The organism is Chitinophagales bacterium, from assembly GCA_019638515.1.
Taxonomy (GTDB): domain Bacteria; phylum Bacteroidota; class Bacteroidia; order Chitinophagales; family LD1; genus UBA7692.
Genome location: JAHBTS010000002.1, coordinates 719,890 through 735,965, shown reverse-complemented (window position 1 = coordinate 735,965; position 16,076 = coordinate 719,890). Strand labels below are relative to the sequence as shown.

Annotated in this window: 11 protein-coding genes; 10 read left to right on the top strand and 1 reads right to left on the bottom strand. The window is 40.5% G+C overall.

The annotated features are described in order from the left end of the window. The first annotated feature begins 53 nt into the window (after positions 1-53). The 8 genes from KF872_06530 (at position 54) to KF872_06495 (ending at position 9,926) form a co-directional block, all read left to right on the top strand. Positions 54-1,769, top strand: a complete 1,716-nt coding sequence (locus KF872_06530; GenBank protein MBX2903199.1) for a neutral/alkaline non-lysosomal ceramidase N-terminal domain-containing protein — start codon at positions 54-56, stop codon at positions 1,767-1,769. 3 nt (positions 1,770-1,772) lie between these two features. Continuing rightward, entirely contained in the window at positions 1,773-2,465 is a 693-nt protein-coding gene (locus tag KF872_06525; protein ID MBX2903198.1) for a glycosyltransferase family 2 protein, read from the top strand. A 47-nt stretch (positions 2,466-2,512) separates the two neighbouring features. Beyond that, positions 2,513-3,514: an NTP transferase domain-containing protein gene (locus tag KF872_06520; GenBank protein ID MBX2903197.1), complete on the top strand. Its 1,002-nt coding sequence runs from the start codon at positions 2,513-2,515 to the stop codon at positions 3,512-3,514. Between the two features lie 108 nt (positions 3,515-3,622). Continuing rightward, on the top strand, positions 3,623-4,543 hold the full coding sequence (fmt, locus tag KF872_06515) for a methionyl-tRNA formyltransferase (GenBank protein ID MBX2903196.1): 921 nt from the start codon (positions 3,623-3,625) through the stop codon (positions 4,541-4,543). A gap of 39 nt (positions 4,544-4,582) precedes the next feature. After that, on the top strand, positions 4,583-5,974 hold the full coding sequence (locus tag KF872_06510) for a cobalamin-dependent protein (GenBank protein MBX2903195.1): 1,392 nt from the start codon (positions 4,583-4,585) through the stop codon (positions 5,972-5,974). Between the two features lies 1 nt (position 5,975). Continuing rightward, positions 5,976-6,995 (top strand): 2-oxoacid:ferredoxin oxidoreductase subunit beta, encoded by a 1,020-nt coding sequence (locus KF872_06505; GenBank protein MBX2903194.1) that lies wholly within the window; start codon positions 5,976-5,978, stop codon positions 6,993-6,995. A 98-nt stretch (positions 6,996-7,093) separates the two neighbouring features. Next, on the top strand, positions 7,094-9,082 hold the full coding sequence (locus KF872_06500) for an OmpA family protein (GenBank protein MBX2903193.1): 1,989 nt from the start codon (positions 7,094-7,096) through the stop codon (positions 9,080-9,082). Between the two features lie 154 nt (positions 9,083-9,236). Beyond that, positions 9,237-9,926 (top strand): SMUG2 DNA glycosylase family protein, encoded by a 690-nt coding sequence (locus KF872_06495; protein MBX2903192.1) that lies wholly within the window; start codon positions 9,237-9,239, stop codon positions 9,924-9,926. Between the two features lie 8 nt (positions 9,927-9,934). On the opposite strand, the gene KF872_06490 is transcribed toward KF872_06495, so the two are convergent. After that, positions 9,935-11,371: a cellulase family glycosylhydrolase gene (locus KF872_06490; protein ID MBX2903191.1), complete on the bottom strand. Its 1,437-nt coding sequence runs from the start codon at positions 11,369-11,371 to the stop codon at positions 9,935-9,937. 137 nt (positions 11,372-11,508) lie between these two features. On the opposite strand from KF872_06490, the gene KF872_06485 reads away from it, so the two are divergent. Together KF872_06485 and fabG are read left to right on the top strand one after the other, a co-directional pair. After that, entirely contained in the window at positions 11,509-15,309 is a 3,801-nt protein-coding gene (locus KF872_06485) for a gliding motility-associated C-terminal domain-containing protein (protein ID MBX2903190.1), read from the top strand. 12 nt (positions 15,310-15,321) lie between these two features. Then, on the top strand, positions 15,322-16,071 hold the full coding sequence (gene fabG / locus KF872_06480; GenBank protein MBX2903189.1) for a 3-oxoacyl-[acyl-carrier-protein] reductase: 750 nt from the start codon (positions 15,322-15,324) through the stop codon (positions 16,069-16,071). The last annotated feature ends 5 nt before the right edge of the window (positions 16,072-16,076 follow it).

Genomic DNA, 16,076 nt, shown 5'->3' with positions numbered 1-16,076 from the left:
CAACAGCCAAAACTCATAGTTAATATTTGAATTCTAAAATCTATTATTACACTATGATTCAAATTGGTACATCTTCGGTGGCATACTCTCCTTTTTTAAAGAATGCTGCCATGCTTGGTTTTGGTATGTATCAGCATACCATGCAAGAGCCCGGAACTTTACACGTAAGAGCTTTTGTACTCGAAAACGAAACTCAAAAAATTTGTATAGTAAATGCAGAATTAGGGTTCATAACATTGGCGTTGCACCAGGCTGTTTTAAACGAATTAAAAGCTAAGTATCCGCAGTTTGGATTAAGTGAAAAGAACCTTGTTATTACAGCGCAACATACACACAGTGCTCCGGGTGGTTTTTCGTATTATCCATTGTATAATATGCCTACTCCGGGCTTTTCAGAAAAAATATATAAGGAAGTGTATGGTGCAATTGTGCAGGCAATTGTGCAGGCAGAGGGCAATAAAAAGCAAGGAAAAATATCGCTGCATAAGGGGAGTTTTGAGTTAGATAAAGAAGTGGCATTTCAACGCTCTATGAATGCGTATAATGCTAATCCCGATATTCCCGAGAAACTCACCATGCAAACTTTACACAAAGGTGTGAACCGCGAAATGCAATTGCTTAGTTTTGAAAGTGAAAGTGGAGAGCCGCTGGGCAGCATCAATTGGTTTGGTGTGCATACTACGAGCCTTTCCAATAATTTGCATCAAGTAAATGCCGACAATAAAGGCTATGCTGCTAAATTCTTAGAGGAGTATTTTGCAGCTAAGGGAACGCAATATGTTGGTGCATTTGCGCAAGGTATTTGTGGCGATGTTTCGCCTCGCTTTCGCTACAAGAAGAATATCTTTAAATGGCAACGAGGCTATTGGTATGGCAAGTTCGATAACGATTACAAAAGTGCTGCTTACAATGGTAAACTTCAGTTTGAAAAAGCAATAGAGCTTATAGAACAAAAAGGCGCAACGGTAGGCTCTAATTTCGATAGCGAAATTTGGTGGATAGATTTTACCGAGATTAAGTGCGACCCACAATTTGCAAAAGGAAATACAGATGCTCGCACTTGCGAAGCATGTATGGGGCTTCCATTTTTTAGAGGTGCTTTATTCGATGGCCCCGGCATGCCGGCTGTATTGCTACCGATTGCAAAAAAAATGATTGAACGAGTAAAACAGCGCGATTTAGAAACTCAAGGAAACGATGAAAAGGTACAGTTGAAATATCGCGTGCAAGGCAATAAAGCTATTTTGCTCGAAACCCACGCACCACGAATTTTGGGATATGCTAACTTTAGCAAGTTACCCATACCCGGTATTTTTGATGGCAGCATAGCCGCATTCAAAAAGTATTATGCGCAAATAGGCAGCAAAAGAAAAGTGCTGTACACTCCTAAAGTATTACCTATACAACTTACATTTATCGGTAATGTGGCAGTAGCCGCTTTCCCGTTTGAAATTACAGTAATAGCAGGAAAAAGGCTGGTAGCTTCACTTAAAGAAAAGTTGGCAGCGGCAGGTATTACAGAAGTAATTTTGGCACCTTATGCCAATGGCTATTCCGGTTACATTACTACCAACGAAGAGTACCAAGTGCAAATGTATGAAGCCGGGCATACTGTTTTTGGGCAGTGGAGTTTGGCTGCATTGCAAACTAAATTTAATGAGTTGGCAACCGAAATGCTGAAACCTAAACAAGAACGCCAGTTGGCGCAGGCAACTCCACCGCAGGCAACACTTGAAGAGATGAACGAATTTCCTTTCTACAAAAAGTAATACATGGTTAAAACTGCAAACGCAGAAATATTTATTGTAGTTCCTTCGTTTAACGAAGCCGCACAGTTGCGCAACACCTTGCTACCATTGGTAGAGCAAGGTTATTCTATTGTAGTTGTAGATGATTTTTCTACCGATAATACGGTAGCAACCATTCAAGATCTTCCTATATATTATTTGCGCCATCCTGTTAATTTGGGGCAAGGCGCTGCCATACAAACAGGCACCAGTTTCAGCATACAGAAAGGCGCATCTTTTATTGTGCATTTCGATGCCGATGGGCAACACAATTACAAAGAAATTCCGCTATTGCTAAGCAAACTGCAGGCAAATGAGGCCGATGTGGCGCTGGGTTCGCGTTTTAAGCGTAAAGAAGATATTGCCGCAATACCAACCATGCGCAGAGTCGTTTTGCGTGTTGCAATTATGGTAAATGGTGTTATTACAGGATTATGGTTAAGCGATGCACATAATGGATTTCGTGCATTTACAAGAGCAGCAGCTGCCAAAATTAAAATCACCGAAAACAGAATGGCACATGCTACCGAAATTCTTTCATTGATAAAAGCTCAAAAGCTACGTGTAGTAGAAGTTCCGGTGCATATAGAATATACCGATTATAGCAAACTGAAAGGGCAAAGCAGTGCCAATTCAATCAATATTCTAATTGATTTAATACTGAATAAATTGTTTTGAAATCTGAATTAAATAACGTGATAAAAATTTATGTACGTTTGTAATCTATGCAAGCAATTATTCCGGTAGCCGGAGCAGGCACACGCCTTCGTCCGCTCACTTATACCCAGCCCAAGGTGCTTATTTCTGTTGCCGGAAAACCAATTCTTTCTTTCATAATAGAAAGCCTAAAAGAAAACGGTGTTACGCGTTTTATATTTGTAATTGGCTATTTGGGCGAAAAAATAAAAGACTTTGTAGTAGAAAACTATCCTGAAATCGATGCTCATTTTGTAACGCAAGAAACGCCCGAAGGAATGGGGCACGCACTCTTTTGCGCAAGAGAAATAGTAAACATCAATGAACCGCTTATTATTCAATTAGGCGATACCATTACTGATGCCGATGTGAGCGAGTTGGTACATGGCGAAACTTCAACCCTTTGTATAAAAAAAGTAGAAGATCCGCGTTCTTTTGGCGTAGCAGAGTTAGGAACCGATGGTACCATAAAGAATGTGGTAGAAAAGCCATCTATTCCCAAATCTAATATGGCATTGGTTGGTTTGTATTTTATATACGAAACCAAGCAGTTGTTTGAAGCATTGGCATATAATGTTGAACATAATATTCGTACCAACAACGAGTTTCATCTCACAGATGCACTGCGTACCATGATTACCAACGGAGTAGTATTTAATAGCTATAAAGTAGAGCAGTGGTTCGATTTAGGTAAAAAAGAAATTCTGTTAGAAACCAACACCATCTTATTGCGAAAATTGGGCGATTTGGCAGTGCGCAAAGGCGCTACTCAAAACTCAATTATTATACCTCCGGTGAGTATAGGCGAAGGTGCACAAATTGTGAATTCTATTGTAGGTCCCAATGTTACTATTGGCGATCACAGCGCAGTACAGTTTTCTATTATTCGCGATTCTATTGTGGGCAGCTATACCAAACTCGAAAATATAACCTTGGTAAATTCACTCATTGGCTCCGATGCGGGCATCAAGGGATTCTCACAGAGTTTAAATATTGGCGACAATACCGAAATAGATTTAAGCAATAGCTAAAGTAGGCAGCACGGCTGCTAATTAGAGCCGCATCCTGCTGTTGTTACTTGAAAAAGAATGGTAACAAACCATTTTGTTTTTGTTTTTTGCCTAACATCGCATTCTGTTATGCAAAAATTACGATTGGTATTTTTCGGCACACCGGAATTTGCAGTGCCAATGTTAGAAACGCTACTTACTTCTTCGCACGAAGTGGCAGCAGTAGTTACCGCGCCCGATAAACCGGCAGGCAGAGGGTTAGAACTGCACCAAAGCGAAGTAAAACAGTGCGCACTCAAACATGGATTAAAAGTACTGCAGCCCGATAAACTGAAGAGCGAATCCTTTGTGGAACAACTCCGCACCTTGCAGGCAGATTTGTTTGTTATAGTGGCATTCCGCATGTTGCCCGAAGTGGTTTGGAATATGCCGCGCTTAGGCTCCATAAATTTACATGCCTCTCTATTGCCCAAATACAGAGGTGCCGCCCCAATAAATTGGGCAATTATCAATGGCGAAACCCAAACTGGTGTAACCACCTTTTTTTTACAACACGAAATAGACACCGGTCATATCATTTTTCAAGAAGAAATAGCAATTGCTCCATCAGAAACAGCGGGAACACTTTATGTAAAATTGATGTATTTAGGCGCACAAGTATTGCGAAAAACTATTGATGCAGTGGCTGCTAATAGTTATCCGGCTATTGCACAAGCACACATTATAGATGCCCCCAAAGCTCCTAAAATTTTCAAGCCCGATTGCGAAATAAACTTTAACTATACGGCAGAGGAATTGCACAATTTTGTGCGGGGATTGAGTCCTTACCCGGCTGCCTTTTTTCACTTTAAAGGAAAAATAATGAAGGTGTTTTTATCGGAAATTGAACTGCAAGAACATCAATATTTACCGGGCGAAATTTTTTCTGATGAAAAAACGTATTTAAAGGTAGCTTGTGCCAATGGATTTTTACACCTGCTGGAAGTGCAATTAGAAGGAAAGAAAAAAATGGATATAGCCATGTTTCTAAGAGGGTTCACCATGAATTGAATTTAAAATTACATTGCTAATTTTTGAAAAGAAAGTAAGATGGAAAAGCAAAAAAAAATTCGAATAGTAACAGCCGCTTCGCTTTTTGATGGCCACGATGCCGCCATCAATATTATGCGAAGAATTATGCAGGCACAAGGCGCAGAAGTTATACACCTGGGGCACAACCGCAGTGCACAAGAAATTGTGGAAGCCGCAGTACAAGAAGATGCCGATGCTATTGCCATTACAAGCTATCAAGGCGGGCACATAGAGTTTTTCAAATACATGTTCGATTTGCTAAAACAATACGAATGCAGCCACATCAAAATTTTTGGAGGAGGCGGAGGAACCATTCTTCCTTCAGAAATTGAGGAGTTACACGCTTACGGCATAGCCAAAATATATTCGCCAGACGATGGCAGGCAGTTGGGTTTAGAAGGCATGATTGCAGATGTAATTGCAAACGCAGCAAGCAGCAACGCTCATACCGATACTTCATTTACAAAGACCGATTGGAGCACTGCAAATTGGAAAGCCATTGCACAAGCCATTACCGCAGCAGAGAATGGAGCATTTGATCAAGTTAAGAAGTCAATGAATGGAAATATTTCGGGAAATGCAGTTGTGTTGGGTATTACAGGCACTGGCGGTGCGGGAAAATCGAGTGTAACCGATGAAATTGTAAGACGTTTCTTATTGAACTACCGCAATAAAACTATTGCTGTAATTTCTGTAGATCCAAGTAAAAAGAAAACCGGAGGCGCATTGCTGGGCGATCGTATTAGAATGAACGCCATTTTTAATAAGAGAGCTTATATGCGCTCTATGGCCACGCGCGAAAGCGATAAGGCTCTCAGCGAATATGTAATGCAGGCAATAGATGTGTGCAAGGCAGCCGGGTTCGATTTTATTATTTTGGAAAGTGCAGGGGTAGGGCAAAGCGATGCTTCTATCTTGCAATTCTGCGATGTGTCTATGTATGTAATGACGCCAGAGTATGGCGCAGCTTCGCAGTTGGAAAAAATAAACATGCTCGATTATGCCGATGTAATAGCCATCAATAAATTCGATAAGTCGGGCGCTTTAGATGCACTGAACGATGTGTGCAAGCAATACAAACGAAACCACATGCTTTTTCAGGCTCAAAACGAAGAGTTGCCTATTGTGGGTACGGTGGCATCTAAGTTCAACGATGCAGGTGTAAACCGTTTGTTTGAATGTATTGTACGCACCATACAACGTAAAACAAACGCAAATTGGGGAGAATTGCAACCGGCAGCAAAGGGCACAGATTTAACCCAGGCAATTATTCCGGCACAGCGCACACGCTACCTTGCAGAAATAGCAGAAACTATAGAGCAATACGATGAATGGACAGACGAGCAAAGTATCATTGCACAAAAATTGTATCAACTAAAAGGAACAATAGATTTATTAGGAGAAAAGTAAAATGGAAGCAGCAGTTGATTTTGAACCATACAGTGCCAAAGATTTAGAAACCGACCAAGAAGTAAGGTGGTGCCCGGGTTGTGGCGATTTTGTGATACTAAAGCAAGTACAAATTACCATTCCTAAGCTAAAAATTCCACGCGAGAAAATTGTATTTATCAGCGGAATAGGGTGCTCTTCTCGGTTTCCTTACTACATGAATACTTACGGCATGCACTCCATTCATGGCAGAGCTACCGCCATTGCTACCGGTTTAAAAATAGCCCGCCCGGATTTGAGTGTTTGGATTATTACAGGCGATGGCGATTCGCTTTCAATAGGAGGCAACCACTTAATTCATTTACTTAGAAGAAATGTAGATGTAAATATTTTATTGTTCAATAACCAAATTTATGGTTTAACCAAAGGCCAATTTTCACCCACCTCCGAGCTTCATAAAGTAACTAAATCTTCGCCTGCGGGAACGGTAGATAATCCATTTAATCCATTAGCATTGGCACTGGGAGCCGATGCCAGCTTTGTGGCAAGAAGTATGGATAAAGAACCTCGGCATTTGCAACGAATGTTAGAGCGGGGAGCAGCACATAAAGGCACATCATTGCTGGAAATTTATCAAAACTGCAACATTTTTAATGATAATGCATTTGAGGTTTTTGGAAATAAGGTATCACAAAAAGCAAGTGCCATTTTTGTAGAGCACGAAAAACCATTGCTGTTTGGAGAAAGCGAATCGCTGGGTATTGTTTTAGATGGCTACCAGCCCAAAGTCGTAAATTTACAAGAAGGATACAGCGCCAACGATTTATGGATACACGATGAACGCGATATTCTAAAAGCCCAAATTATGGCGCGATTTTTTAGTAATGAAGACTTCCCACGCCCATTTGGAGTTATCTTTGCAAAAGAAAAACCTACTTTTGAGCAGGCAATTGGAGCACAAGTTGAAGCCGCTAAGCAGCAAAAGGGAGAAGAAAGTCTAAATTTACTACTCTCCGGCAACCAAACTTGGGAGGTAGTGTGATTTTTTTTTAATTCTTTTTTTTCAAAACTTTCAGCTTTGAACAATTTTGATATTTTTGGGCTGATAAGTACGTTAAATTATCTATTGTAACTATTTTTATGGTGAAACTTTCCAAATTATTCAGTACGGCATTATTGTTGTGTTTTATAAGCGCAACAGTAGCACAATCTACTACTGATACCACACAGCAATCAAAAAAGGCTGAGAAAAAAGACATCCAAAATCAGGTGAAATTTATGAAGCCTGACATGGAAGCCAAAGAATTTAATTTTAACGATAGAAAAGCAATAAGCCAGCCGTTAATGCCGCGTATGGACTTAGATAGCGCTGTTTACCAAAGCAAGAAAAAGCAAAAGAAGCAGCAAATGGCATTTAAAGAAATGAAATACCTCTACCCGGCTCGCCCAAGTGACCAATGGGAAATAGGTATTAATTTAGGATATGCTTTTGTGAGCGGTGATGTAAACCCAAATTGGGCTAAAGTATGGCAAAACTGGGGCGCAGGTTTAACTATAAGAAAATCAATTGGACACGTATTCTCTTTGCGTTTCCAATACCAGTTTGCTTGGATGACAGGCTTAAATTGGGAACCGGATTTTAACCTTAAATTCAACCAAGCATTAAATGGTAGATACAACGGAAATGTTAACTATTACACAGGGGTTGGTACCGATACCTCCAATAGAATTCCTAAGGGAAATAGAGGATACTTCTTCTATAATTACAGAACTTTTGTACACGATGTAGCATTACAAGCAGTAGTAAACTTAGGCAATATCCGTTTTTACAGAGAGCGTAACATGGTAAACTTTTACCTCTTTGGTGGTGTGGGTGGAACCCTTACTAGAACACAAGTAGATGCTTTAGATGCTAATGGAAGAATGTATGATTTTACCGATGTGTTGGCAATATACCAAATTGGAGGTTCTCCGGGCACACCTCCGGTAAATGCACGTTTAGATAAAAAGAAAGAGTCTTTGAAAATTTTGAAAGGAAAATTTGATGGAACTTATGAGTCTGATGCAGACAGAGATGTAAACAAAGCAGGATTATTCAAGAACTATCAATTATTACCTACCTTTAATTTTGGTTTTGGAATGGGTTTCCATATTTCAAAATGGGTTACACTTTCACTTGAGCAAAAATTCATTATCACAGGAACGGATGTCTTGGATGGCTATCGTTGGACACAGGACGACTATCCTGGTTTCACACGCGATAACGACAATATCTCTTATACTTCTATAGGATTTAATTTCCATGTAGGTAGAAATAAAGTAGAGCCGCTTTGGTGGTTAAATCCTAATGATTATGTATATCGCAAATTGGCAGAAACCAATCCCGATAAAATTATTGCAGATGCATTTAAGGATGATGATGAAGACGGTGTTCCAAATAAGTTGGATAAAGAGCCTAACACTAAGAAAGGTTGCCCAGTTGATGTAAAAGGCGTAGCACTTGATAGTGATAAAGATGGTATTGTTGATTGCGATGACAAAGAACCGTATTCACCTCCGGGTTATCCGGTAGATCAATTTGGTGTGGCTCAAATTCCACCAAATCCTTGCTGCGATGAGGGCGATGATATGTTAATGCTTGGTGGCGGTGCCGATGGCAAAGGCGGAAAAGAAGGTGTAGGTGCAGAGGGTTCTAGACGCAGACGTGGTCGCGGTGGCGATTGCTCTAAGATTGAGTTGCCGGGCGTTTACTTCGATAACGATAAGTACTATATTGATCCTGCTTACTTAAGCTCATTACACCAAGTAGCAGAAAGAATGCAACAATGTCCTGATATGCGCTTAGCAATTACAGGTTACGATGAAAGCAGAAATGATCAAAAATATAATGAGCAGCTTTCCTGGAATAGAGCACAAAAAGTTGCCGATTACTTGGTTGAGAAATATGGTATTTCAAGAGATCGCTTCTTGGTAAAATATCAAGGAGGTAAAAAATCTAATGCAGGTAAGAGCGAATTAGAACGTAAGCAAAGCCGCAGGGTAGAATTCCGTTATGCAGATGAAGATGAGAAGGGCGAAAGCAATCCGGCTTCTCCGCATCCGGGCTACAAAGCTGGTTCCGATAAATAATCGGTAATTCATAAAAAGAAGAGGCTGCCTCCAAAAGGCAGCCTCTTCTTTTTTGCACCAGTAAGGTGTATCTTACTAAGGGTTGATTCTTTTAAATTAGGGCACTCGTAAAAGTTTACACTTACTTAACTTAGATGCTTGTAAATGTTGTAGTATGCATAGATTAACGATAGCAGACAAGGTTATTTCATTCAATAAGCAATTACAGTTTTCAGGAAAGTTGCCGAAGGGTTTTCATGCACTTAATCCTTATATGGATAATCCGGAAACTATGGTGGTAATGGAAAAGTTTTATCGGAAATACTATAACGACTCAAGAAAAAGGATTCTTATTATCGGTATAAATCCCAGCCGGCATGGCGCGGGCGTTACGGGTGTGCCTTTTACCGATACCAAGCGTTTAGAAAGCGAGTGTGGTATTTCCATGCACTCGGCACACACGCATGAGGTTTCATCGGTTTTTATGTATGATATGATTACGGCTTTTGGCGGAGCAGAAAAGTTTTATGGCAGGTATTATATCAATTCACCTTTTCCATTGGCAATTGTAAAGCAAACAGCACCTCACACATGGCTAAATGCTAATTATTACGATGATAAAGCATTGTTTGAATCTGTAAAGTCGTTTATGATGGCATCATTACTGGTTCATATCGGCATTGCTGCCGAAACTTCCGTTGCTTTTATATTGGGGAAGAAAAATGCAGACTACATTAAGCGGCTTACTAAGGATACACCGCTTTTCGATAAAACTGTTGTGTTAGAGCATCCTCGATATATTCAGCAATATAAGTTGAAGGAAAAAGATAGCTACATCCATAAGTACTTGGAAGCATTGCAGTAATCTACTGCTTACATATCGTTTTGTGCACTTTTAGGTTTAATGAATACCGCTACCTCTTTGCCACCTTCGTTGGTGTATATTTTTAATGTTTGTGAAGTGCTATCAAATTCCTGCCGCCAGTTTTCTAAACCTGTTAGTTGAAAATCGTATCCATTCGGAAATAAAAACTTGGGAATAATAATTTCGGTGGGTGCAGCAATGGAGGAGTCGCTTACATAAGCAAGTTGAAAGATATTTTGATGCTTATCGTATTCAAAGTTTTTTAGTAAGCCGGCAGTAGCATGTGGATATACGGCAACAATTTCGTTCATAATAGGAGAGGGTGTTTTATCGCTTTTAAATGGTCCCCAACCTCCCAAATCGCTCGACCAATAAGACCATGATACATTGTGTTGATTAGCTCTTTTAAAAATGTCTTGTAAGTATTTATCGAAATCTTTTTTGCCAGGGCTTAATCCAAATTCACCAATAAGTATTGGGGTTTGGTGCATAGCTGCTTCGCGAAGTCTATTGCGATACCATTTCACCAATTTCTTTTGATATTTCTTGGAATAGTTTCCGCCAATATCAACAAATGCAAGGTAAAGGTGCGGAGCATATACCAATTTGTTGGTACCGCTCGGTATGGCATCTTCTACTTTAGGCAGGTGCGATTTCATTCCAAAATTTACACCAAAAGAGCGCGGTTCAAAAAAAATATAGCGGGTGGTATCTGCAGTTCTAATACTGCCAATTACTCGTTTGTAAAAGGCGTGCAGTTCCTTTTTTTCAAACTTTCCGGAGAGGGTTCTTATTACCTTGCCGCCATGCGGTTCATTCATTACATCGTAGCCAATTACATAGGGATTATCTTTAAATACTTCAATTACTTTTTTCCATGCCAACATATAGTGGTCTTGCAGTTCTTTTCGTTTTTTATACTTAAAAAAAGTAACGTACGATTTCTTTACTTTCGGCTCTAAGTTTTGCAGCCACCAAGCCCATTTATCGGGTATAATATTTTGAATTTTAGTTTGGGTAGAAGCCCATGCAGGTGCTCCGTTGCCTCCTACGCCAAAGCCGTAAATATCTTGGTGCATATCAAGAATTACATACATTTTTCGGTTGGTGTACCATTCCACCCGCTTTTTTACTTCTGCCAAATAGCTATCGTTGTACACATCTTGTTCCGGCTCAATAGCGCCCCAAAAAATAAGGTACCTTACGGAGTTGAAACCAAATTCTGTTTGTTCGCGTTGCACATCTTCTTCACCTATCCAAGGATGATTATCGGTACTGTGTTTGGCGCTGCTACTGGTATTTAAACCATGCAATAGTAGCGTTCTGCCAAATGCATCTTTTAGTACCGGGTGTGTGGATTGGGCGTAGCTTACGGCACTACTGCAACATAAAAAATATAAAAGTAAACCTAATGGATAATGTAAAACATTATGTAGTTGAAACATAGAATAGGAAGAAATGAAATGAACTTGCAATTTATTGTTTTTATTAAAGCAAAATTTTGGACAAACCAATTTTGTAACTTCTTCATCTTATTTAGAACAAATCTCTATTTTTGGCAACTTTCAAAAAAAACAAACGGATGAGAATAAAAGTTACGCAATTACTTTGTTTAGCTCTACTATTCAACTTAAAAGTATTTGCACAATACAAAGGCTGCAACATTCAGCAAATCATAAGCACTTTTACAGGCCAAGGTTATACGCAGTTAAATGTACAGGGGCAGGATTGTAGTTTGTATTTTATCAATCCCACTTCGCAAGATGCAGCAGCAGCACAGGCAGCAGCGCAGGCTTTAGGAGCCAATTTGGTGGTAATGAACGATGCTACCGAAAACCAGAATGTGGTGAATGCACTAAATGCGCAGAATGCTTTTGCATTGGCGGGTAAAATATGGATTGGTATTAAAAGAACCTCTGTGGCGGCTCCAACTTTTTATGCTTTAGATAGTTCAACCGGTCCTTTCTTGACACCAACCACCGGAGGACCAACTCCGGGAATATACCAAAACTGGTCGAGCGGAGAGCCTAATAACAACGATTACCAATGTTCGCCAATTTGCGGTGTGGGCTGTAATGGCTATGCTTGCAGCAATGGTGAACAATGTGTGCAAATTTATAGCAACGGGTTTTGGAACGATGAAAAGTGTAATGATGGTACCAGCATTTCTTTAATAGAAGTAAACCTTTGTCCGCAAATAACGGGTAATAACGATACTACTATTTGTGAGAATAAAACGGTGCAGTTAAAAACTCGTACCATCTTAGGATCGCCTTCTTATGCTTACCAATGGAGTTCGGGGCAAGCTACTCAGAATGCCTATGTTACTCCGGCAACTACTACAGCATATATTTTTAGAGCTACCGATCGCTATAACTGCTATTCTGAAGATACTGTAACTGTAACTGTAGATGTGTGTCCTCCGGTAGTTGGTCCGCAAGGTTGTGATATTCAACTTATCATAAATACTTTTACCGGAGCGGGATATGTGCCGCTACCTGTTCCTGGCGAAGATTGCAGTTTGTATTTTATCAATCCGTCATCGCAGGATGCGGCACAGGCTCAAACTGCTGCTGCTACTTTGGGCGCTAATTTGGTAGTGTTTAATAGTGCTACCGAAAACCAAAACGTAATAAATGCACTCAATGCCAATAATATATTTGGGCAGTATGGCGGAACTATTTGGATTGGCTACAAGAGAACCGGAACTAATGCTTCTACGTTTTACGCATTGGATGGTTCAACAGGTAGTTTTACTCCGGGAGCGGCAACACCATCACTCTTTCAAAACTGGGCAAGTGGTGAACCTAATAACAGTGGCTACAATAGTTGTACTTTTGGTTGCGGTAACTTTACATGCAGTAATCAATACAAATGCAGCAATGGAGAACAGTGTGTGCAAATTTATAGTGCCGGTTCTTGGAACGATTTAGCGTGTAACGAAACCAGTGTATCTGTTATTGAAGTAAACCTATGTCCAGAAGTAAATGCTACCTTTAATAACCAAACTCTTTTTAATTTATTAAAAGATACCACGGTATGTGCAGGAGCTAATGTGGTGTTGAAATCTAATCCTATTCTGGGGTCTAAACCTTATACGTATGTATGGACACCTAGTGCAAAGGTTTCTCAAAACATCACAGAACAAATTTTACAAACACAGCAGTATATAGTAAAAGTAACCGACCGCTATTCTTGTTATTCTTACGACACGCTTACCGCAAATGTACAAGGTACTTTTAATGCCGGATTTACTGCCAGCCCTGCTACGGTTTGCGAAGGCAGAAGTACATTTTTAAGTTTTAATGGAACACCTTCCCCTAATGCAACCTTTACTTGGGGTTTAAATGGAGGAACTATAGTAAGTGGCACACCAAATGGTCCGGGTCCCATTGAAGTGAATTGGAATTCAAGCGGGGTCAAAAATATTACATTAGATATTAACGATGGTGGCTGTACTATTCCGCAAGCTACCGGCTCGGTAACTGTGAACCCCAATCCTACTGCCGATGCCGGAACAGATATGGTTGTTTGCAGTGGAGGCGCTACGGTTATTGGTGGTGTACCCATACCTAATGCTACTTATTTTTGGACACCAACCACTGGGCTTTCAGATTCATTGGTAGCCAATCCAATAGCGAGAGATACCAACCTTACCAATGCACCCAAAGTTACCAAGTATTATGTGATAGTTACGGCAGCAGGTTGCTCGGGCATAGATTCTATGCAACTAACCATTAGCCCGCCACAGATAGAACCTATTTTACCTGCAAGCCCTATCAATTTATGTAAAGGAGCCAGTGTTACATTATCATCGGCACAGCAGTTTGTTCAGCAAATGTGGAGCACAATGGCTGCTACACCTACTATTTCCGTTAATCAAACGGGTAGTTATTATTTTCTTGGTGTAGATGCACAAGGTTGTGTTTGGAAGAGCGATACCGCACAAGTTACGGTAGCTGCTAATCCGTTGCCCACTACTATTTCTACCAATGGCACTTTGCCTGTTTGTAAAGGCGGAAGTATTGTGCTCAATAGCGATAGTACTTACAATGCTTATGCATGGAGCAATGGTGATGCCACACAAAGTATTACGGTAATGCAAGCGGGTACATATTACCTTACAGCAGTAGATGCCAATAGTTGCGAGGTAAAGAGTAACGATTTGGTAATTACCTTCAATCCCAATCCATTGCCAATTATGATTACTGCCGATGGCCCTGTTGCGTTTTGTGATGGCGGCAGTGTAAATCTGAGTACCGATTCTACTTTCCAAACTTATATTTGGACAAATGCTGGCAGCCAGCAAACTATCAATGTAACGCAAAGCGGCACATACCATGTTACTACCACCGATGTAAATAATTGCGAAGGATTGAGTAACGATATTGTGGTAACGGTTTATTCTTTACCAGTAGTAAATTTGGTGCAGTTGCGCGACCAGCAGTGCTATAATGTAGCAGATGGCAGTATTGTGGTTGATGCTTCAAACGGTGCACCTGTTTACAATTTTGTTTGGGGCAACGGTGCTTCGGGCAGCAGCCTTTCGCAGTTATTACCTAATACTTACGATGTTACCGTTACCGATAACAACCAATGTACCGGAACGCAATCTTTCACCATACAGCCAGCTCCTGTGTTTACCGCATCTATTGATAGCGTAAAACATGTTACGTGTTTTAATGGTAGCGATGGCAGGCTAACGGCTACCGGAGTTGGCGGTACTCCCGGCTACCAGTATTTATGGAATAACAATGCTCAAACCGCTTCTATCCAGCGTTTAAAAGCAGGTAATTATGCCGTTACGGTATTTGATAGCAGAAACTGTGTAGCCACAGCACAAACCACCGTTACCGAGCCAGACGAAATTGTGGCGCTTCCTCCTGATACTACTATTATTAAAGTGGGTAAAAAGCAAAAATTATTGGTAGAAGTTACGCCTTCGAGCAGTAATTATGTGTATGAGTGGCGACCACAGCGCGGATTAAGTTGCTACGATTGCAATGATCCAATTGCTTCTCCAATTCAAAGTATAGATTATACGTTTATTGTGCGCGATGCCAATGGCTGTGCCGATACGCTTTTAATTCCATTTACTGTATTGGCAGATAAAACTATTTACATTCCTAATTTCTTTTCTCCCGATGGCGATGGCAATAACGAGTTTTGGTGTTTATTTGCCGATGCTGTTCAAAGTATAGACTTAAAAGTATTTAACCGTTTGGGCGAAATGGTATTTGCAACCAACGACTTAAAGCAGTGTTGGGACGGCTATTACCGTGGCGAAAAGGTAGATGCAGGTTTATATGTGTATGTAGTTCGTTTTTCATTTATTGATGAAACATGGACACAGCGCGAAGGCAGCGTTTTTGTTTACAGATAACCTAAACATTCAATGACAAAACTATTAAGCGGAAGAGTTGCACTTGTAACCGGAGGTACAAGAGGAATTGGCTATGCAATTGTAGAAACTTTGGCAGCGCAGGGTGCACATGTAGTTTTTACTTATGTAAGTTCCGAAGAGCGTGCAAAGCAAGTAAGCAGCCAGTTAAGCAGCGAAGATGTGAAAGTGGTTGGCATAAAATCCGATGCCGGAAATTTTGAGCAATCCGGTGCGGTAATAGATGAAGTAATTAAGCAGTTTGGCAAAATAGATATACTCGTAAATAATGCAGGTATCACGCGCGATAACCTGCTGCTGCGCATGAGCGAGCAGCAATTTGATGAAGTATTACAAGCTAATCTTAAAAGTGTTTTTAACCTCACCAAACATGCCTCTAAGCACATGCTGCGTGCAAAGCAGGGTAGTATTATTAACCTTACTTCCATTATAGGTTTGCGCGGTCAGGCAGGACAGGCAAATTATGCTGCATCTAAAGCAGGTATTATTGGATTTACTAAAAGTATTGCCGATGAATTTGGCTCGCGCAGCATTCGCTGCAATGCTGTATCTCCGGGGTTTATTGAAACCGATATGACCGAGGTGTTGAGCGATGATGTAAAAGCCGGAATCTTACAACAAATTCCTTTTGGCAGAATGGGCAGCGCACAAGAAGTGGCCAATGCTGTACTATTTCTTGCCAGCGATCTTTCTACCTATGTAAGTGGGCAAGTGCTAAGCGTTTGCGGAGCTATGAGCAGGTAATAATT